The following is an 18,734-nucleotide window of genomic DNA, read 5'->3' on the forward strand; positions in this document are numbered from 1 at the left end:
ATGAATCCGATTTTCGAATCCAATCTTCTGCAAACCCGCCGCCAGTTTTTCGGGCACAGCGGTCTGCGCCTCGGCGGGCTCGGCTTGACCTATTTGATGGGCAAGGACGCGCTTGGTGCTCCTGACGCCCGCGTGCATCCACCGTTGCCGGGACTGCCGCATTTTGCGGCGAAGGCGAAGGCGGTGATCTATCTGCACATGAACGGCGGGCCGTCGCAGCTCGACACGTGGGACTACAAGCCCGGCCTGCAGCAGTGGTATGACAAGGACCTGCCGCCGAGCGTGCAGGGCGGGCAGCGGCTCACCGGCATGACGAGCAAGCAGGCGCGCTTTCCAGTGGCACCGAGCTTGTTCAAGTTCGCGCAGCACGGCCAGTGCGGACGCTGGGTGAGCGAACTGCTGCCGCACACGGCGAAGCACGTCGATGACATTGCTTTGATCAAGACGGTGCACACCAACGCGATCAACCACGATCCCGCGTGCACGTTTGTGATGACCGGACGCGAGGTGCCGGGCTTTGCGAGCCTCGGTTCATGGCTGAGCTACGGCCTCGGCAGCGAGAGCAATGATCTGCCCGCGTTTGTGGTGCTCACGCCGCGCTGGAGTGCGAAGGCCATGGCGCAGGCGCTCTTCACACGCATGTGGAACAGCGGCTTTCTGCCGAGCCAGTATAGCGGCGTTGCCTTGCGTGCGATTGGCGATCCCGTGCTCTATTTGAAGAATCCCGAGGGCGTTTCCAGCACGCACCGTCGTGCGATGCTCGACACGCTGTCGCAGATGAACGCGCACAGCTTCGAGAAGTTCGGCGATCCCGAGATCCAGACGCGCATCTCGCAGTATGAGATGGCCTTTCGCATGCAGACCAGCGTGCCGGAGCTCGTGGATCTGAGGCAAGAGAGCCAGGCCACGCTCGAGATGTATGGCCCCGAGGTGCAGAAGCCGGGCAGCTTTGCTTCCAGCGCCATCCTAGCTCGTCGGCTCGTGGAACGCGGTGTCCGTGTGGTGCAGGTGCTGCATCGCGGCTGGGACCAGCATGGCAATCTGCCGGCTGACATCCGTTTGCAATGCGGCGACACCGACCAGCCGATCGGCGCGTTGTTGACCGACTTGAAGCAGCGCGGGCTGCTCGACAGCACGCTTGTCATCTGGGGCGGCGAGTTTGGTCGCACGGTCTATTCGCAGGGCGGTCTGTCGCAGACGAACTACGGACGCGATCATCATCCGCGGAACTTCTGCATGTGGATGGCGGGCGGCGGCATCAAAGGTGGCACCAGCTTCGGCGAGAGCGACGACTTCAGTTACAACATCGCCACCGACCCCGCACACCTGAACGACATCAACGCCACGATCCTGAACCAGTGCGGCATCGACCACGAGCGCCTCAGCTACAAGTTCGCCGGCCTCGATGCGCGGCTCACAGGGGTGGAAAGCCAGCATCCGATCAAGGAGATCATCGCGTGATCAATCAAACACGATCAAGCTGCGCGCCACTTCACCGCGCTGCAGTGCATCGTAAGCTTCGTTGATGCCTTCGAGCGGGTAGCGCTTGGTGACGAGTTCATCCAGCATCAGGCGGCCGGATTGATGCATGCCGATCAGCAGCAGCAGGTCCTTGCGAGGCTGTGTGCTGCCGTAGAGGCTGCCGCGCAGGGTTTTCTCCGCATAGACGAGCTGGTTCACGTTGATGGAGGCACGATCCGCGGCGCAGGTGATGCCGACCATCACACATGTCCCGCCCTTTTTTGTGGCGTCGAAGGCCTGCTCCGCCGTTTTGCCCGAACCGAAGGCTTCGAAGGCATAATCGACGCCTTTGCCGTCGGTGAGATCTTTAATCGCCTGCACGGGGTCGCCGGCATTTACATCGACATAGTCCGTCGCTCCGAACTGCCGCGCATCGCCTTCTTTGCGAGGAAACCTGTCCACAGCGATGATTTGACGTGCTCCTGCCATGCGGGCGCCTTGAACGATGTTCAAACCGATTCCGCCGCAGCCGATGACGGCCACGGTGCTTTGCGGCTGAACTTTGGCCGCACGTTCCACCGCACCCACACCGGTGATCACGCCGCAGCCGATGAGCGCCGCCTTTTCAAAGGAAAACTCCTTCGGGATCTTCACCACCGATGCCTCGGGCATCGTGGAGAGCGAGGAAAAGGCCGACACGCCCGCGTAGTGCCGGATGCTCTCGCCTGATGCGTTTTGAAAGCGCGTGGTGCCGTCGGGCATCAGGCCGGTGAAGCGCATCGCCGTGCCCATGTCGCACAACGCAGGCCGGCCGCTGGAGCAGTACTCGCATTTTCCGCAGGAGCCGCGCCAGACGAGGATCACGTGGTCGCCGACCTCCACCGAGGTCACGCCTTCACCCACGGCTTCGATCACACCGCTGCCCTCATGGCCGAGAATGATGGGCATGGGCATGGCCAGATCTCCCTTCATCACATGCAGGTCGCTGTGACAGACGCCGGCGGCCTTCATGCGGACGGTGACTTCACCCTTCTGTGGCGGCAGCACGAGCACCTCCTCAAGGCTCAGGGGCTTTTTGGCTTCATACAGGACGGCGGCGGTGGCGTGCGTGGACATGGCGGTGTGGCTAAAACACGAAATGAACGACGATCATACTCAAAATCAGGTGGGCGCCGAAGAACGAAATTACGATTTTCCAAGTGGTCCGCGTGGAATAGCCGCAGAATTTGTCCACCGCCAGGTAGAGAGTCACGACCTGCAGAAGAAGTGCCACAGGCCAAAATCCATCTGGTAAAAGCATGTTTGCGGCCCATCCGACAAACGAGACGACAAGGATGATCGTGAGGGCCTGTTGCTCCTGCGCTTCAAAATTGGATCCCTCGTGGAACAGCACGAGCAGGAACCACAATGTTCCCGCACTGATGAGGAAGGAAACCATACCATTGACCGGTCTCATCACCGGAAGGGGGTTGCAACCTCTATGGCACCGGGATTTGGACGGCCCCCCACTCCCCGGTTGCAGCAGCCGCCGGTCTCGCTGAGATAGCGACCGCATGTCATCCAACCACAAGACTTTCTCCATCCTGGGCGCGCTGGCGTTGTTGGGAGCGGCCGGTCTCCGTGCGCAGACGCCGGAAGCGCCCCCTGCGGCGCCGCCACCTGCTGCTGAAGCACGGCCGGATCTCCCGGCACTTCAAGAGGCGGCACGCGAGGTGGAGGCGAAACTGCCTTCGCCGAAGCTGGAACCTCAGACCTACTTTGACCTGGGCTCCGCGCAGCGGGAGCGGTGGCAGACCTTTCTGCCGCAGACTTTGCTCAAACTCACCCGCCGTGAACGCGTGCAGATCGTGGTGCTGGGCGATGCGATCCTCGACGGGGCGACGGTGGACAAGGACACCGATCCGCTGCTCAAAAGCTTTGCGGGTGTGTTTGCCAAAGCGCTGGCCACCCAGTTTTACTACACGGGCGGAGTGCGCGTGGTGCGGCCGGGGTCGAAGCTGCGCAGCAAGGACAGCATGGTCATGGGGCCGGAAATTCTTCTTCAGCCAGTGCGCACGTCGAGCATCGTGTCGGCAGCCTCCGCACTTGCAACGGTGGGTTTCCAAGGCGAGCCGGACCTGGTTCTTGTGGCCTATGGTCTCGAAGACGGTCTGGCGGGCATCGCTCCGGTTGATGTGGGTGACGGACTGCGCAGCCTCCGCGACACAGCGCGCACCCATCGCCTCGAAATGATCGTGGCGGGACCGATTCCGCAGGCGGCCGACCCTGAGGAAACGAGCCTGGCGCTCACCCGGTCGACGAGCAGTGTAATGCGCGACTATTGCAAGGCTGAGAAGATCTTGTTTTCGGACCTTGGGGATCTGTCGCGGCTGGTCGCTCCGCCGGAAGGCACTCATGAAGCTCACCTGCTTTTTCCAGCGGTGGTTCAGCAGTTCCGAAGCCGGTTGAACCTCGGGGCTTCGTCATCCGTGGCCACGCCGACAACGGAAATGCATCAGGCCATGGGCCGCATTCTGTTTGACGATGTGATGAGCGGAGCGCCTTTGGTCTCGTGGAATCTCAGCGCGGCCAATGCGAGCTTGGAAGGACAGGGAAAGCTCAGACTCGAATTCCAGATCACCAACACATCCCGTTCCGGCCGGTCTCTGACGGTGCTGCCGCTTGTCCCGCGCGGATTGAAGCTCAAGGACACGAACTCTGAGATCAAACTGGCCGCCGGCGCTCACCAGACCGTGGCGGTGAGCTACCAGATCACGGACACGCTCAGGCTGCCGCTGGCAGACGGGCTGATGAGGCTCCCGGTGCTCGTGATCTCGGGTGCGGAAGCGCGCATCACGGACTTGGTCGTTCCTCTGCGTCCATTCAGCGTGGCTTGGACTATGCGCACGGCGTTCAATCAGGAGAAGGAGTGTTCGCCGTCCTTGGAGATTGAAAACAGCACCGGAGGCAGTCTCTCGGCCTCGTGGGAATCTGAATGGGGCGGCAAAAAACAGAGCGGCAAGATTTCTCTGGATGCCAATGGTTCCGAAGCGGTGCCGCTGTCCCTGCTGCTGCCTGACGAAAAGGCGCCGTTTCGTCAGCGACTGCCATTCAACTTTGCGGTGACCTCGAACGGTGTTCGACAGATCTTTGATCGCTATATCGAAATCACCCGCAACTTCGGTTTAAAGGAAAGCGTGCCACTGAGCGCCACCGATGGACAGTCGAGCGCCGTCACGTTGAAAGCGGATGCTGACAGCATGAAGCTGTTCCTCACACTCGATCTGACGGGCGTCGATCTGGCGAATGATGAGTCCGGGATCGGATACGAGCTTTTGTTGAATCTTGATGCGCGGAGCTACGGCGAGCGTCTGACACCGGGTGCGACGGCTGCGCTGCGCATTTCGGGCAAGGCGGCGGACGGAGAGGCTGTGGTTGATCCGATTGCCCCTTGGGCTTTTGGCAGCGGTTACGCGGCGGTGTTTGAGTCCGGCGAGGTTCATGCGATGCTCAGCAGTTCTGCCGGAGGGGGGCGCAGGCTGACGGTCAGTCTGCCGAAAAGCTACCTCTACCGGCACGAATGGGCGTTGGGGAATGGTAACAGCGAGTTGGGCATCAATGTGCGCCTCAACGGCGGTGGGCGGACGTATTTTTTAACCCGCAGCACGCGCATGAGTGACGATGCCGGGAGCCTGAGCGTATTGGAACTGACTGACAAACCCACCCGCCGCTGGACCGTGCGCGTGGAGTAATGACAACCGAGCATGGCTGAAGAAAGAGCGAGCAAAAAACTGTGGGATCGCGCGGCGTGGAAAGACGCAGGCTTTTTCCTGAACTACCTCCGTCCCCACTACAATGTGTTTGTCCCGGCGGTCATCGCGCTGGCGATCACCGGCGGGATGACGATCATTTTCATCAAAGAACTGGCCGCCGTGGCCGGGAAGGGGATTGGCGGCGCCACAGGGCCGGAATGGATGGCGGAGCTCAATCACAGCGTCTGGTTTCTTGTGGGGATTGTGGCCGTCCAAGCCTTCATCGCGTTCTGGCGTATTCTGCTTTTTGCGAAGGCCTCGGAACGCGCTCTGGCGGCTCTGCGGCTGGATACCTTCAGCCGCATTATCCGCCTGCCGATGGGGACGCTGAACCGTCGCCGCGTCGGGGAACTGGCCTCCCGTCTCGCCAATGACGTGGAGGCGATGCGTGAGACTTTGGTGGTGACGATTCCGATGCTCATCCGGCACTCGGTGATGCTTTCGCTCTGCCTCGTGTTGATCCTGAACATGTCGGTGAAGCTTTCATTGTTCATGATCGGCACCATTCCGGTGGTGATTGTGATGATCGCGATCTTCGGCTCCCGCATTCGCAAGCTGACCAAGCGTGCGCAGGACAACCTCGCTGCTTCCCAGGTTGTTGTGGACGAGAGCCTGCAGAGCATTGTGAGCGTGAAGGCCTTTCGCAACGAGGCGTATGAAATGGCGCGCTATGACAAGAACCTCGGCGAGTACCTCAGAACGGTGATTCGTGCGGCGATTCCCCGTGCTTCATTCATCGCGTTCATCATTTTCGCCTTCAGCGTGGCCCTGATCTTGGTGACGTGGTTCGCCATGCGAATGCTGAACTTCGGAGAGATCGGCAAGGCGGAGCTGACGCAGTTTGCGGGCCTCACCGGCATGATCGCGGCCTCCTTTGCGCAATTCCCGGAGTTGATCACCCAGCTCCAACGTTCGCTGGGGGCCACGGAGCGTGTGCGGGAAATTCTGCGCGATGAAACCGAGTTGGAGGACGGTGAAAAAGCCGCCACCCGGCGGTTTCGTGGCGAGATTGAAATGCACGGCGTCAGCTTTGCCTATCCCACACGTCCGGATGCCGTGGTGCTGCGTGATTTTGACCTCAGTGCGAAGGCGGGGCAGCGCATCGCACTTGTGGGGCCGAGCGGATCGGGCAAAACAACGACTGTTTCGCTTTTGTTCCGCTTCTACGATCCAACGAGCGGTGAAATCCGCATCGACGGTCAGCCTATTCGCGATATGACGCTCACCACGTTGCGACGTAATCTGGCACTGGTGCCGCAGGAGGTGCTTTTGTTCGGTGGCAGCATCAAGGAGAACATCGCCTACGGCAAACCGAGCGCGACCGAGGAGGAAATCATCAGTGCGGCGAAGAAGGCCAACGCCCATGATTTCATCGCAGGCCTCACGGAAGGCTATGAGACGTTGGTGGGAGATCGTGGGACACAGCTCTCCGGCGGCCAGCGCCAGCGCATTGCCATTGCGCGGGCGATTCTCGCGGATCCGGCGATCTTGATCCTGGATGAGGCGACCAGCAGCCTCGATGCCGAGAGCGAACGCTTGGTGCAGGACGCCTTGGACAAGCTGATGGAAAATCGCACCAGCGTCATCATCGCGCATCGTCTGAGCACCGTGCGGCGTTGTGATCAGATTCTGGTCATGTCCGGCGGTGCCATCTTGGAGCGTGGCACGCATGATGAACTCGTTGCAAAACCGGGAGGGCTTTATGGTTCGCTAGCCAGATTGCAGCTGGAGTAGTAGAGGCACTCCTAATGGAGCGCCTGTCGTAGTCAGCTGCGGAACACCATCGCGGGCTCAAGGCGGCTGACGCGCCAGATGCCCAGCAGGGCCGCGAGCGAACAGATGCCTAGAACAACCGCCAGCACCGCGAACGGCACGAAGTCCGGCATGTAGAAAGGCGGCTGCTCGTTTTTCAGCGCTCCCATGGCGAAGCCTGCCGTTCCCAACAGGCCGATGCCGTAGCCGATGATGCCGACGGTGAACGCCTGCGTGATCAGCATCAGGCAGAGCGTGCCGGTGGAGGCGCCCATGGCTTTCAGAGCTCCGAGATGGCGCATGTTTTCCAGCACGAAGGAGTAGAAGGTCTGGCAGCTTACCGCCATGCCGACGAGCAGGCCGATGATCACCGTCGTGCCGAATGAAATCGGGATGCCGGTGTTCTTCACATACCACCAGACCGTGGAGACATTGAAATTGTCGGTCCTGCCTCCGTTGCGCTGTGCCCAGAACTCGCCGAAACCGGCGTCGCGGTTGATGAACGCACGCAGGCCCGTTTCGCGCTGAATGTCGATCACCGCCTGTTCGAGGCTGACTCCTTCACGCGGTGCACAGATCACCGCCTGCAGCATTTTGCGCTGTGCGGGCACATATTGCAGCGCCCTCTCGTAAGTTGTCCAAACATAAGGGCCACCGGTGAACGAGGTCTGCGCATCGGCGATGCCCACCACGCGTGCTTCCTGATCATTGAGCTCGAACACATCGCCCACCTCTACTTTGTCACCACGCTTGCGTGCCAGCCGGGTGACCCCGAGATCGTCGATCACCACCGAGTGCGGCAGTCGCAGCTTCATCAGATCTCCCTTCAGCATTTTGGCCGGTGCTCCGGCCAGCGTGTTGGCATCGATGCCGATGAGCTGGATCATCTTGAAGTTTCCGTTCTCCAGGCGCACGCGCTGGATGCCTGAATAGATCGGTGAAGCCCAGGCAACGCTGCTGACGCTGCGCACGCGTGCCACATCCGTATCCAGCAAGGGGTTCGTTTCATTGACCTGCTCGACCTTCTCCTCCACCACCCAGATCGGGGCCGGAACATTGCGCAGGGTTGATTTCGTCCAGCTCATCAATCCGCAAAACACCGCCGTCTGCTGCGCCATGAGAAACGTGGCCACTGCCAGCCCCGCGACGAGCATGAGATACTTCGCTGTATCACCAAACAGCATTTTGAGGGCGAGGCGGAGCATGAGCCGAGATTACGCTTGTGGTTCTCTCTTCCGCGCACCCAATTCAACGGCCGCCGCCAAACAATCCGCCCAGACCGCTGCTGATGACGCTGGTGAGCACGCTTTGAATCTGACCGCCGCTCGGGTTGTTCTCGTGGATGTGGCCGTGAGGGGTCAGTTTGTCGATCACCTGGGGAAGGAACTGTGTGAGGAGCGGCAGGACGGTGTTCACATTCATGCCCAGCTTGCCGGCGAGTCCCTGCAGCGAATCGGCACCGATGGCGTTCTGCATCTGGTCCGCAGTCAGCGGCTGGTTGGCTCCTGTGCCCACCCATGAGGAAAAAACCTCGCCCATGCCGGCTTTTTCAAACTGGGCCATCATACCCTGCAGGCCGCCCGCTTCATTCAGCAAGCCCGAGAGCATCGCGGCGGGGTCTTGTTTGGAGCCGCCGAGCATGCCGCCCAGCGCATTTTTGGCGAGTGAATCAAAGAGTCCCATGGTGGGCGCGAGTGTGGGGGAGGGGAAGGCAAAGTCAAACTGAGAACCGCAAACCTTGACCATGCAAAGCCGGGCGCTATGCTCGCGGCCCCCCAACCCCAAAAACAACACCTACACATGAGCCAGACCCACGAATTCCAGGCCGAAGTCAAACAAGTCCTCGATATCGTCATCCACTCGCTCTACACCGACCGCGAGATCTTCATCCGTGAGCTCGTCTCGAATGCGGCTGACGCGATGGAGAAGATGCGTCTCACGCAGTTGACGGAGAAGGACATCTTTGACCCTTCCGCCGCCCTTGAAATCAGCATCACCACGGATGAAACCGCCCGCACGCTGACCATCGCGGACTCCGGCATCGGCATGACCCGCGCAGAGCTGGTCGAGAACCTCGGAACCATCGCCCATTCTGGTTCGAAGGCCTTCGCAGCGGCGCTAAAAAACGCTGGCAAGCAGAACGACGCGACGCTCATCGGGCAGTTCGGCGTCGGTTTCTACTCGGCCTTCATGGTGGCCGACAAGGTGCAGGTGTACACGCACTCCTGGAAAAACGAAGGCGAGCACCTCGTCTGGACCAGCGACGGTCATTCCAGCTACACCATCGACGAGTCTCCGGATCAGAAGCGCGGCTGCAGAATCGTCCTGCATTTGAAGGAAGACGCCGCCGACTTCGCCAAAGCAAGCACGGTGAAGCAGATCCTCGAGAAACACTCGAACTTCGTCAGCTTCCCGCTTCTGCTCAACGGCGAGCGCGTCAACACCGTCGAGGCCCTGTGGCTGAAGTCGAAGGAAGGCATCACCGAGGAGCAGTACAACGAGTTCTACAAGTTCACCGCCCACGCTTTCGACGATCCGAGCTACCGCCTGCACTTCCAGGCCGAGTCTCCCATCGCCATCAACGCGCTTCTCTTCACTCCGACCCAGAACATGGAATCGTTTGGCATGGGCCAGATGGAGCCCAATGTCGGTCTGTATTGCAAGAAGGTGCTCATCGATCCAAAACCGAAGAAGTTGCTCCCTGACTGGATGCGCTTCGTTCGCGGCGTCATCGACAGCGAGGATCTTCCACTTAACATCTCGCGTGAATCCATGCAGGACAGTGCGCTGGTGCGCAAACTGGGCGACGTCGTCGTCAAACGCCTGCTGAAGCATCTCGACAAGGAGGCGACGGATGATGCGAAGAAGTGGAATGAGTTCTATGCGAACTTCAGCCGCTTCTTTAAAGAAGGCATCGCGACCGATTACACCCATCGCGAGGCCATCGCCAAACTGCTGCGCTTTGAATCAAGCATGACCCAGCCGGGTGAGACCATCGGGCTCGCCGACTATGTGAAGCGCATGACGGGCGACCAGAAGGCCATCTACTATCAGGTCGCGCCGTCCCGTTCCGCCATTGAAAGCGGGCCGTATATTGAAGCCTTCAAGGCCAAGGGCATTGAAGTGCTCTTCATGTTTGAAACGATTGACGAATACGTCGTTTCCAGCCTGAGCAAGTTTGAGGACAAAGACCTCAAGGCGGTTAACGCCGATGACATTGACCTTGGTGACAGCGACGCTGAGGGCGAATCACTTCCGGAGGCGGAAACCACCTCGTTGTGTGACTGGATCAAGGAACGCCTGACCGCCAGCGTGGACACTGTCCGCCCCGGCAAGCGCCTCGTCGGTTCTCCGGCCCTCGTTCTGACGCCCGAAGGCGAAATGACACCCCAGATGCGCCAGATGATGAAGGCTCTTGGCAAAGACGGCGGCATGCCCGGACCGAAGGTCGTCTTCGAAATCAATCCGCGCCATCAACTCGTCAAAGGCCTCTCCAAGCTTCACAAGAGCGACCCTGAAACGGCGGGGCTCATCACCGAGCAGATTCTCGACAACGCGCTGTTGTCCGCCGGACTGCTGGACGAACCTCAGCGCATCATCGAGCGCACGCAGAAGCTGATGGAAAAGCTGGCAAGCTAAAAAGCCAGTCGCGGTTTCAGCCCGAGATCACGTTGAAGGCCGAAACGACCTCGTTTCGGCCTTTTTCATTTTGCGCTCGTCGCATGACAGCGGTTCAGTTTGTCATGTCGCGTCTCAATCTTCTCTCCCGCATTCCATTCAATGCCTGGCTTTTGTTGATAGGAGTTCCGGTGGCGATTTTTTGGACTCGCTTTTTCCCGACCTCACAGATGAGGAATCTGAGTGCTGCCACGAGACACGTTGAAGTCCTGAACGTGTTGTTTCAAAAAGATCCGAGGTTTTTGTGTTTAAAGGCCAGACCTTGGACTGGTGATGGCGGCATCATCTGGATTCATTGGGAGGACGATAAGTTCACGTTGGCGGACCCTCTTCGAGACGAAGACGTGCCTGATGTCCTGAAGATCGTTCGATCTACCCATCCCCCTGTAATAGTTCGTTACCGTGACCATTGGATCACGCCTGACGAACCGTGACCAAGCTTAAAGTCGCTGCACCACCACGACCAGATGCTTCTCCGGCCACTGGTCATAATCGAGGTGGCGGATCACGCAGCCGCAGTCGTCGATGAGGCGGGTGAGGGCGGGCAGGCCGGGGGTGGCGTGATACATGGAAACGCCCATGGCATTGTTTTGCACCTCTCCAGACTCGTCGAGGCCGCCGGTGGTGAGGATGAGCACGCCGTCTGGAGCGAGCGCGTTCAAGAGCTTGCGCCACACGGCCTCCTGCGCGCCCAATGGCACATGCCAGACGCTGTCCCAGGCGCTGATGAAGTCGTATTGGTCCTGCGGCTGCCAATCGCATACGTCGGCCTGATGAAACGGAACCTGCGGATGTCGCTCACGGGCGAGACGGATCATTTCGGCCGAGATGTCGAGCCCTTCGACATAGAAGCCACGCTCCAAGAGAAGCTTGATGAACCTTCCACTGCTGCCGCAGCCGACATCAAGCGCCCTGCCGGTGCGATCAAGGAACTGCAGCGCTTTGCGGTGTTCCTCGATGCCGTTGGCACGATTGAAGTCCTCGCCTGACCATTGCGATGCGATGGCATCGTAGCTTTGAGCGACTTCGACGGGTTTCATGGCGATAGGGAGGCATCAAAGCCGGGTTTGGCTGAGGGTGCATCTGGTTTCGGGGGCCTTTGCTCGATTGGTAACAAACCTCCGCTTGCGTTTGCTTCGCGTGCTCGCCTTCATGGGCGCATGATAGCCTTTTTGCGCGGAATCCTGGCCGAAGCTTTGCCTCATCGAGTGACGCTCGACGTTCATGGTGTCGGCTATGTGGCGCTCATTCCTCTCACTACCTTCGACAAACTGCCGCAGCCGGGGAATGAGGTGACGCTGCTCACGCATTACCACGTCACGGACCGTGATCACACGTTGTTCGGCTTCATGACCACGGATGAACGGGATCTCTTCCGCCTGCTGATGGATCGTGTGTCCGGCATTGGGCCGAAGATGGCGCTCAGCGTGCTCAGCGGCATGCCGGTGGCGGCGTTCAAGGACGCGGTGATTCAGGGCGATGTGAAGGCGCTCGCGCGCATCAAGGGCGTCGGTGGGAAGACGGCCGAGCGCATCGTTTTGGAATTGAAGGACAAGGTCGGTGTCGTCGATGCCTGGCAGGCCTCACGCACGGCGAAAGGCGCGCATGATCCGAAGCAGGAGGCCCAGACCGATGCGGTGCTCGGACTCATCGCCCTCGGCTACAAGCAAGGCGAGGCGATCAAAGTCGTGAACGAACTCACGAAGAAACCGGAGTTGGACACGGCGGACAAACTCATCCGCGAGGCGCTGCGGAGCATGGGCTGAACCAAGGAGTGGGGGACTCTGTCCCCCAGGGATGGAAACGGGGGACGGAGTCCCCATCTCCTTGACCTCACTTCAAGCTCTTGATATACAGGATCAGGCTCTCGATCTGCGAATCATTCAAGATGCCCGCGTAGATGGGCATGCCGGTGTCGAATTTTTCGAAGCCTTTCACGACTTTGGCGCTCGGATTGAGGATGGATTCGCGCAGGTAGGCTTCGTCGGCCTTGAACTTGCCTTTCGTGCCTTTGGCGATCTCGCGTTCGGTGCCGTAGAGGCCCTTCCAGCTTGGGCCGACTTTGCCGACGAGGGTGCCGTCGGTGCTGTGACAGGCCATGCAGCCGAACATTTGATAGAGGCGCTCGCCTTCTTCTGCAGTGGGTTTCACCGCGGCGACGGTGGTGGCTTTGCGCGGGGTGAGATCGACCTGGATGTCGCCGAAGCCTTCCTTCTTCGCGTCAAAGGTGAGCACTTCCCAAGGCGAGAAGTAGGCGGCGTTTTGTGCAGGTGATCCGTCGGCGCCTTTGAGCCCCCAGCCGATACGCATCTGATGGACGCCGGCCTTCATGTCGGGAAAGCCGACGAGTACGCTTTTGCCGTCCTCGCTGAGGTAGGCGCTGCTTGCGGTCATCCATTCCTGGCCGGTGCTGCCATCGAGCTTCAGGTGCGGGCTGCCGTAGTCCGGCGTGCGGCGGTAGTTCCAACGCTCGGCGTTGTAGCTGTCAGGATTCGTCGCGAGCGTTGGATCCAGTTTCGCGTTGAAGCGCAAAAGGAGACCCTTGTCGGTGGGCGTGACTTCTTTCAGCAGCACGCGTTCGCCACCCGTGTACCGCACGCGGGCGAGGCCGCTGATCTTCTTCACCACCGTGCCCCAGACTTGGAATCCGACGACGTAGAGCTGGCCGTCGGCCGGGTTCACTTTTGCGTTGAGTGTGGGGAAGTCGAAGTCGCGTGAAAAGCTTGTCACCGCCGCCTGCGGGCGTTCAAAGCGTGTGTTGATGAGCACGCGGAAGAGCTCGGGACGATTGTAGCCGATGTGAATGAGCTCATCGTTCACCGGTCCCATCTTCGCATCGAGCAGCCAGGTCTGCGTCACGCCGCTCGGATTCACCGGATGAGGGATCCACGTCAGCGGTTCGGTGATCGTCTCGGGATACTTCTCCTTCGGCGCAATCGTTGGCAGGTGGCCGTAGAAATGATGATCGCTGATGATGTGCAACGGTGTGGAGGGCACGTAATTGCCCTGCTGGTCGCTCGCGGTGACGAGCCCGGTCTTTTCATTCACGCCGATGAACGGCTGCCGCAGTCCGTAGCCGATGACCTCGAAGGACTTTCCATCCGCCGCCACCTTGATGACCGTGCCGTTGTGCTTGCCGATCGTCGTGCCCTCCTGGCCACCTTTGGAGATGTAAAGCTCGCCCTTCGGTCCCAGCTTCATCGAGTTCGGAAACTCCCGCGTCTCCGCCGTCTGCGCGAAGAGATTGCAGAACATCTCATAGCGGTCGCATTCCTTGTCGCCGTTCGTGTCCACCAGCTTCCAGATGCCGTTGCGGTCGAAGACGAACACTTGGAGTGGGACCTTGGGAATCGACTCAACGTCGGTCCGTGCCAGCATGGCAGGCTGAGCGACAATGCTCATCGGTTCATGCAAACCGCTCGCAAATCGCTTCCATGTCACCTTCTCCAGATCGCCCTTCAAACCGGAGATGAGCCACACATCGCCATCAAAGGTCACGCCCGCCGCGTCGCCCTGATCATTGAGAAACGCGATGTCCGCGAGTCGCACATTGCGCTTCCACGGATTGTCGAGAGGCAGGGGAATGTCGTCGATTGCGTAGGAGCTCTTGGCGGTGCCGAGGGTGGCGGTGGTGGTGATGGTTTGAGGCCAAAGAGAATGCAGGATAATCTCAAACTGAGGATCTCTGCTTGCGTAATTAATCTTATCCCCGGTTTCGTTTACAGGAGGGCGCTGGCGGCCGACTGCGCAAAGGAACTCACCCGATTTGTCTCTCGGTGGCAACGAATGAAAACGAACTTCATTTGAGCCTGATTTAGAGAAGGATTTAGCCACTGAGTTGCCTGCACGCGATACCCACAAAATATCTCCTGAGTCGGCGCGACCAAACGGCAGGCTTCCAAATACTGAAGCCAGTGCTTCTGTTCCTGGACCAACGACGACCGATCTTTGAACCGCGAGATAGGGGCCGGCTTCTTTTATCGTCAGCCATTCTTTGATTCGCCGGCCACCAACTTCGTAGTGAAGGCAGGCTCCTCTTTCGGTTAGCGAAATGCCCTCAAAGTGTCCCTTTTTGCCGAGGCTGCCTCTCCCCACCTCCTCCTTGCTCGGCGCAGGCTCACGCGGATCACTGAAATCAGGTTTCTCACCGACTTGCCACCCCGGATAGATGCCATTCGCGAGCCACACCTTGCCAATCGGCTTCGGCAGATACTCCTGACCGTCCTTGGTCTTCTGTCCGGCGACGTGATACGATCCGGGCGCGAGCGCATCCGGCGTGACGGGTGGTTTGCCTTCTTCGCCTTCCCAGATGCAGGCAATGCGGAGAAGATCGGTGTCGAAGCAGGCCCAAAGGTTGTGGCCGAGATTCAGGATGAGGCCGCGCGGTGTGAGATTGTCCTTCGGAAAGCCTTCGCCGAGGTCGCGGCAGTCGAGCACGCTGCTGAAGAAGGGGAAATCCTTTTCCACAAAGTCGCCCCATGGCGAAGGCGCAGCCGCTGGTGCGGACTTTTGGGCGAGGAGTGGTGTGGCGAGGAACAGAAGCGCTGCGAGCGGACGGAAATTCATGACGGAACAGAACAGGCGGGACGGGGATGATCTGTCAACTCCTTGAGTCGAAACGGGGCTTCGGAACGCGAGATGGGGGTGAGGTGCAGTTGTGTGGCGTCAGATGAACCTTTGGAGCTGAAAAAACAGGCATAAAGATGGGACCCGGCCCGATCCGCATTGGACTGAGTATCAAGCTGTGCTTGGTGTAAGCATGAGTCTACGCAGCCTCCTCGCCAAGCTGCCGCCGCGCCCCCGTTTGTATGTCGCGACGGCGATCTATGGCGTGGCGGGGGGAGGAATCGCGGTGGCGTTTCACGAGTGCATCCACCTCCTCTACGGACGCACGTTTGAAGCCTGGGCGGAGCAGTCGCCCGACACCTTCATGTGGCGCACGCTGGCCTTCATGCTGGCGGCTTCGCTGATCTCCGGTCTGCTGTTGCATGTGTGTGGTCCGGCGGCGGCGGGCAGTGGAATTCCGCAGTTGAAGCTGGCGTTTTGGAAGGAATTTGGCTGGTCGTCTCCGCGGATCATGTGGGTGAAGTTTGTGGCCGGTGCGCTGAGCATCGGCAGCGGCATGAGCCTGGGCCGTGAGGGGCCGTCTGTGCAAATGGCAGGAACGCTGGGATCAGTGGTCGCCACGCGTCTGGGACTCGCAAAGGCCAAGCATCGCATGCCGGCGGCGGCAGGTGCGGCGGCGGGACTCGCGGCTGCCTTCAACACGCCGCTCGCCGCAGTAACTTTTGTGTTGGAGGAGATCATCGGCGATCTGAACAGCCGCTTCCTCGGCAACGTGCTCATGGCTTCCGTGATCGGTGCGCTCGTGGCACACGGTGCGCTCGGCGCGGAGCCTGCGTTTCAAATGGTCGTCAATGGTGAGCCGGGCTGGCAGGTGTATGTGATGACGCCGTGGGTGGCCGCCTGCGCGACGTTTGCCGGCCTGCTGTTTCAACACAGCAGTCTCAAGCTGAGGGGATGGACCCGCACCCAGCGTCGTCTTCCCATGTGGGCGCTGCCAACCGTGGGAGCGTTGGTGACGTGGGTGATCGGAGTGATGGTTTGGAAACAGACGGGGCATCTCGGTGTCTTTTCGCTCGGCTACAATGATCTCTCGGATGCGCTATCCGGACGGCTGGCCTGGCAACTGGCCGCCCTGCTGCTGCTGGCAAAGCTGGTTGCCACGGTGTTCTGCTACGGTCTTGGCGGATGCGGCGGGATCTTTTCTCCCACACTGTTCTTTGGCGGCATGGCCGGACTGGCGGCAGCAGGTCTGGGCAGTCTGGTGCTGCCATTGCAGGGGACGGACTTGGTCGTGCTGGCCGTGGTTGGAATGTGCGCGTGTCTCGGGGCCGTGGTGCGTGCGCCGGTCACGGGGATTTTGATCGTGTTTGAAATGACGCATCAATTCTCCCTCGTGCTGCCGCTGATGCTCGGTGTCCTGATCAGCCAGGCGATCAGCCGTCGTCTGATGCACGCAAACTTCTACGAAGCCGTGCTGGAGCAGGACGGACACAGCCTCACGCACATCATTCCACCGCGCGACTTTGAAACCTGGCAGCAGCTTCCGGTGTCCACAATCGCGAACTTTCATCCGGTCTCGCTGGCCGATCTCTCGGTGGAGTCCCTGCACAAGGCGTTCGATCAGTATCCCTATGCCAATTTCCCAGTGCTTCAGGACGGGCACGTGGTCGGGGTGCTCACCCGGCATGACATGGAGCGGTCGCTGCTGACCAAGGAGATTCCCGAGTTTGAGCCGGCCGTGACGGCGGATCCGCATGAGAGCATTCGGCACATTCAGTCACGCATCATCGCGTCGAGCGTGGGCATGGTGGTGCTGTGCGATGAAAAGCAGGCGCTGCTGGGCGTGGTCACCCTGCATGACCTTCTGCGCGCGCAGATGTCCTATGGCCATGCGACCGAAGAGGGTGATGATTAGTCCAGACGAACCGCGGAGCACACCATTTCGAGAATGCGGCCGAGCGAAGCCGTGCCGGAGCCTTCCATGAAGGCGTTGCCAGGGAAGGGCTGCCAGTTGTCGCGATCGTGATTCTGCTCCGGCTGTGGGATGCGGGTGAGGGTGGGATCATACTGGCCGTCTTTGCCGCCGAGTTTGTAGATCACGAGATCGAGCGAAGGGACGATGTAGAGGCAGAAGCCGCCCGCGCCGGACTTCCAGAACGCGTCCTTGGGTGCGCCGGCCACATGGCCGTCGGCGTTGTGCTCAAACTGGAGCGAGAAGGGCGTGTGCGGATTGTAAGGACTCCAGGTCTGGCATTTTTTGATGTAGTCAGGCGGAACAAGCTGCTGGTCCTTCCACTTCCCGTCATGGGCGAGGCAGTAACCAAAGCGCACCGCGTCTGTCGCATGCAGCGCGGTGCTGCCGGCGCCGTTGGCATGGGGCATGACGAAGTCACTGCGATGCAGGCAGTAGTCCCATGCGCCCCATCCCTGTGGCTTCGCAAGACGGGTGTCGATGTAGTCCTTCAACTCCATGCCGGTGACATGTCGCAGCACAATGCTGGCGATGTGCGGGGAAGGGGACGAATACGAGTAGCCTGCGCCGGGATCGCACCACAACGGGACATTGAGCGAGGACTTGTCGAGGTCACGGATGTTCTGCCCGGGCACGGGCTTGAGCTGCTTCGGTTTGGGATCTCCTTTGACGTAGCCGGTGGGCGTCTGCCCTTCGCCCCAGTAACCTGCGGTCATGCAGAGCAACTGACCGAGCGTGATGTCCGCCTTGCATGGATCATTGAGTGGAAAGGCCTCGGGCAGATATTTCTCGGTGAAGACCTTCGTGTCGAGTCCGTCGGGGATTTTGTCCTTGAACTCGTGAAGCATGATGCCGCAGGCGATGCTGCAGAAGGCCTTGCCGGTGGAGGCCATGTCCGGATTGCAGTTGCGGCTGGCTCTGCCGAAGTAGCGCTCCAGCACGAGGTAGCCTTTGTGCACCACGAGCAGCCCGCCATTGCCCGTGGAGCGTTCGGTCAGGGTGTACGCGGGTTCGAGCTGAGACAGATCCATTCCCGCCAGTTCCTTGGCGGCTTTTTCTGTCTTCGCCTCACGCCAGCCTCCTTCGCTGTCGGGTGGCGGGAAGTACAGGTCGGCGGCGTGGAGAGACGCAGAGACGAAGACAAGTGCGGACAGGATGCGAAGGCTCATGGCGGTGGCGATCACCATGAAATGCATCGAGCCCGCCTGCGAGCATCATTTTGCTGCGATCAGAAATTGCGGCTGAGACCGAACAGAATGCCCAGCGAATTGAGGCCGGGATTGGGGTTTGTCTGATCGCCGTTGGAGAGATGCTGAAACATCGCGCTGGCGCGGACGGACCATGTTTGAGTCAGCACGCGTGACACGCCGAACTGTCCGAACCAGTTCAAGGTGAAGTCCTGCCCCTGACCTCCCGGTGCGCCCTGTGAATCGACCCAGCCGACGCCACCGCCGGCGGAGCCGAAGACACTCCAGGTCGCGGTGGGATCCCACCATTCGATCGACGGAGCGGCG

The 18,734-nt window shown here is 60.1% G+C and carries 15 protein-coding genes; 7 read left to right on the plus strand and 8 right to left on the minus strand.

Going from position 1 to position 18,734, the window contains the following annotated elements:
* Nucleotides 1–1,461 carry a DUF1501 domain-containing protein gene (locus tag KDL09_RS17115; RefSeq protein WP_294387731.1) on the plus strand — a complete coding sequence of 487 codons (1,461 nt, stop codon included), beginning with the start codon at nucleotides 1–3 and terminating at the stop codon, nucleotides 1,459–1,461.
* Here KDL09_RS17115 and KDL09_RS17120 read toward each other — a convergent pair whose 3' ends face one another.
* Complete coding sequence (locus KDL09_RS17120; RefSeq protein WP_294387734.1) at nucleotides 1,462–2,577, minus strand: Zn-dependent alcohol dehydrogenase; 1,116 nt, start codon at nucleotides 2,575–2,577, stop codon at nucleotides 1,462–1,464.
* Nucleotides 2,578–2,587: 10 nt separating this feature from the next.
* The gene (locus KDL09_RS17125) at nucleotides 2,588–2,917 is read right to left on the minus strand and encodes a hypothetical protein (protein ID WP_294387737.1); all 330 of its coding nucleotides are present in this window, start codon (nucleotides 2,915–2,917) and stop codon (nucleotides 2,588–2,590) included.
* A gap of 97 nt (nucleotides 2,918–3,014) precedes the next feature.
* Here KDL09_RS17125 and KDL09_RS17130 point away from each other — a divergent pair, with 97 nt between their 5' ends.
* Both KDL09_RS17130 and KDL09_RS17135 read left to right on the plus strand, forming a co-directional pair.
* Entirely contained in the window at nucleotides 3,015–5,192 is a 2,178-nt protein-coding gene (locus KDL09_RS17130; protein ID WP_294387738.1) for a hypothetical protein, read from the plus strand.
* Nucleotides 5,193–5,204: 12 nt separating this feature from the next.
* Nucleotides 5,205–6,986 (plus strand): ABC transporter transmembrane domain-containing protein, encoded by a 1,782-nt coding sequence (locus KDL09_RS17135; protein ID WP_294387742.1) that lies wholly within the window; start codon nucleotides 5,205–5,207, stop codon nucleotides 6,984–6,986.
* 32 nt (nucleotides 6,987–7,018) lie between these two features.
* On the opposite strand, the gene KDL09_RS17140 is transcribed toward KDL09_RS17135, so the two are convergent.
* The gene (locus KDL09_RS17140) at nucleotides 7,019–8,209 is read right to left on the minus strand and encodes an ABC transporter permease (RefSeq protein WP_294387743.1); all 1,191 of its coding nucleotides are present in this window, start codon (nucleotides 8,207–8,209) and stop codon (nucleotides 7,019–7,021) included.
* Between the two features lie 43 nt (nucleotides 8,210–8,252).
* Nucleotides 8,253–8,687: a YidB family protein gene (locus tag KDL09_RS17145; protein ID WP_294387746.1), complete on the minus strand. Its 435-nt coding sequence runs from the start codon at nucleotides 8,685–8,687 to the stop codon at nucleotides 8,253–8,255.
* A 117-nt stretch (nucleotides 8,688–8,804) separates the two neighbouring features.
* On the opposite strand from KDL09_RS17145, the gene htpG reads away from it, so the two are divergent.
* Complete coding sequence (gene htpG / locus KDL09_RS17150) at nucleotides 8,805–10,643, plus strand: molecular chaperone HtpG (RefSeq protein WP_294387750.1); 1,839 nt, start codon at nucleotides 8,805–8,807, stop codon at nucleotides 10,641–10,643.
* A gap of 83 nt (nucleotides 10,644–10,726) precedes the next feature.
* Nucleotides 10,727–11,116: a hypothetical protein gene (locus KDL09_RS17155; RefSeq protein ID WP_294387754.1), complete on the plus strand. Its 390-nt coding sequence runs from the start codon at nucleotides 10,727–10,729 to the stop codon at nucleotides 11,114–11,116.
* A gap of 6 nt (nucleotides 11,117–11,122) precedes the next feature.
* Here KDL09_RS17155 and KDL09_RS17160 read toward each other — a convergent pair whose 3' ends face one another.
* Nucleotides 11,123–11,722, minus strand: a complete 600-nt coding sequence (locus KDL09_RS17160) for a class I SAM-dependent methyltransferase (RefSeq protein ID WP_294387756.1) — start codon at nucleotides 11,720–11,722, stop codon at nucleotides 11,123–11,125.
* Between the two features lie 120 nt (nucleotides 11,723–11,842).
* Between KDL09_RS17160 and ruvA the strand changes: the two genes are divergently transcribed.
* Entirely contained in the window at nucleotides 11,843–12,448 is a 606-nt protein-coding gene (ruvA, locus tag KDL09_RS17165; RefSeq protein ID WP_294387759.1) for a Holliday junction branch migration protein RuvA, read from the plus strand.
* A 67-nt stretch (nucleotides 12,449–12,515) separates the two neighbouring features.
* Here the strand turns inward: ruvA and KDL09_RS17170 are convergent, their stop codons facing one another.
* Nucleotides 12,516–15,248, minus strand: coding sequence for a cytochrome c (locus KDL09_RS17170; RefSeq protein WP_294387762.1), 2,733 nt, complete (start codon nucleotides 15,246–15,248; stop codon nucleotides 12,516–12,518).
* 193 nt (nucleotides 15,249–15,441) lie between these two features.
* On the opposite strand from KDL09_RS17170, the gene KDL09_RS17175 reads away from it, so the two are divergent.
* The gene (locus KDL09_RS17175) at nucleotides 15,442–17,163 is read left to right on the plus strand and encodes a chloride channel protein (RefSeq protein WP_294387765.1); all 1,722 of its coding nucleotides are present in this window, start codon (nucleotides 15,442–15,444) and stop codon (nucleotides 17,161–17,163) included.
* Here the strand turns inward: KDL09_RS17175 and KDL09_RS17180 are convergent.
* Complete coding sequence (locus KDL09_RS17180) at nucleotides 17,160–18,389, minus strand: serine hydrolase domain-containing protein (RefSeq protein WP_294387769.1); 1,230 nt, start codon at nucleotides 18,387–18,389, stop codon at nucleotides 17,160–17,162. The two genes, KDL09_RS17175 and KDL09_RS17180, sit on opposite strands and share 4 nt — an antisense overlap.
* A gap of 59 nt (nucleotides 18,390–18,448) precedes the next feature.
* Nucleotides 18,449–18,734 (minus strand): acyloxyacyl hydrolase (locus KDL09_RS17185; protein ID WP_294387817.1); only part of this gene is annotated, 286 nt, incomplete at its 5' end.

Source organism: Prosthecobacter sp. (assembly GCF_020439865.1).
Classification (GTDB): Bacteria; Verrucomicrobiota; Verrucomicrobiia; order Verrucomicrobiales; family Verrucomicrobiaceae; genus Prosthecobacter.

Bases quoted from the DNA above. Each gene is read 5' to 3' on its own strand.
- KDL09_RS17135 (WP_294387742.1), top strand. From the start codon at position 5,205: ATGGCTGAAGAAAGAGCGAGCAAAAAACTGTGGGATCGCGCGGCGTGG.
- KDL09_RS17125 (WP_294387737.1), bottom strand. From the start codon at position 2,917: ATGAGACCGGTCAATGGTATGGTTTCCTTCCTCATCAGTGCGGGAACA.
- KDL09_RS17130 (WP_294387738.1), top strand. From the start codon at position 3,015: ATGTCATCCAACCACAAGACTTTCTCCATCCTGGGCGCGCTGGCGTTG.
- KDL09_RS17175 (WP_294387765.1), top strand. From the start codon at position 15,442: ATGAGTCTACGCAGCCTCCTCGCCAAGCTGCCGCCGCGCCCCCGTTTG.
- KDL09_RS17170 (WP_294387762.1), bottom strand. From the start codon at position 15,248: ATGAATTTCCGTCCGCTCGCAGCGCTTCTGTTCCTCGCCACACCACTC.
- htpG (WP_294387750.1), top strand. From the start codon at position 8,805: ATGAGCCAGACCCACGAATTCCAGGCCGAAGTCAAACAAGTCCTCGAT.
- KDL09_RS17115 (WP_294387731.1), top strand. From the start codon at position 1: ATGAATCCGATTTTCGAATCCAATCTTCTGCAAACCCGCCGCCAGTTT.
- KDL09_RS17155 (WP_294387754.1), top strand. From the start codon at position 10,727: ATGACAGCGGTTCAGTTTGTCATGTCGCGTCTCAATCTTCTCTCCCGC.
- ruvA (WP_294387759.1), top strand. From the start codon at position 11,843: ATGATAGCCTTTTTGCGCGGAATCCTGGCCGAAGCTTTGCCTCATCGA.
- KDL09_RS17160 (WP_294387756.1), bottom strand. From the start codon at position 11,722: ATGAAACCCGTCGAAGTCGCTCAAAGCTACGATGCCATCGCATCGCAA.
- KDL09_RS17120 (WP_294387734.1), bottom strand. From the start codon at position 2,577: ATGTCCACGCACGCCACCGCCGCCGTCCTGTATGAAGCCAAAAAGCCC.
- KDL09_RS17145 (WP_294387746.1), bottom strand. From the start codon at position 8,687: ATGGGACTCTTTGATTCACTCGCCAAAAATGCGCTGGGCGGCATGCTC.
- KDL09_RS17140 (WP_294387743.1), bottom strand. From the start codon at position 8,209: ATGCTCCGCCTCGCCCTCAAAATGCTGTTTGGTGATACAGCGAAGTAT.
- KDL09_RS17180 (WP_294387769.1), bottom strand. From the start codon at position 18,389: ATGAGCCTTCGCATCCTGTCCGCACTTGTCTTCGTCTCTGCGTCTCTC.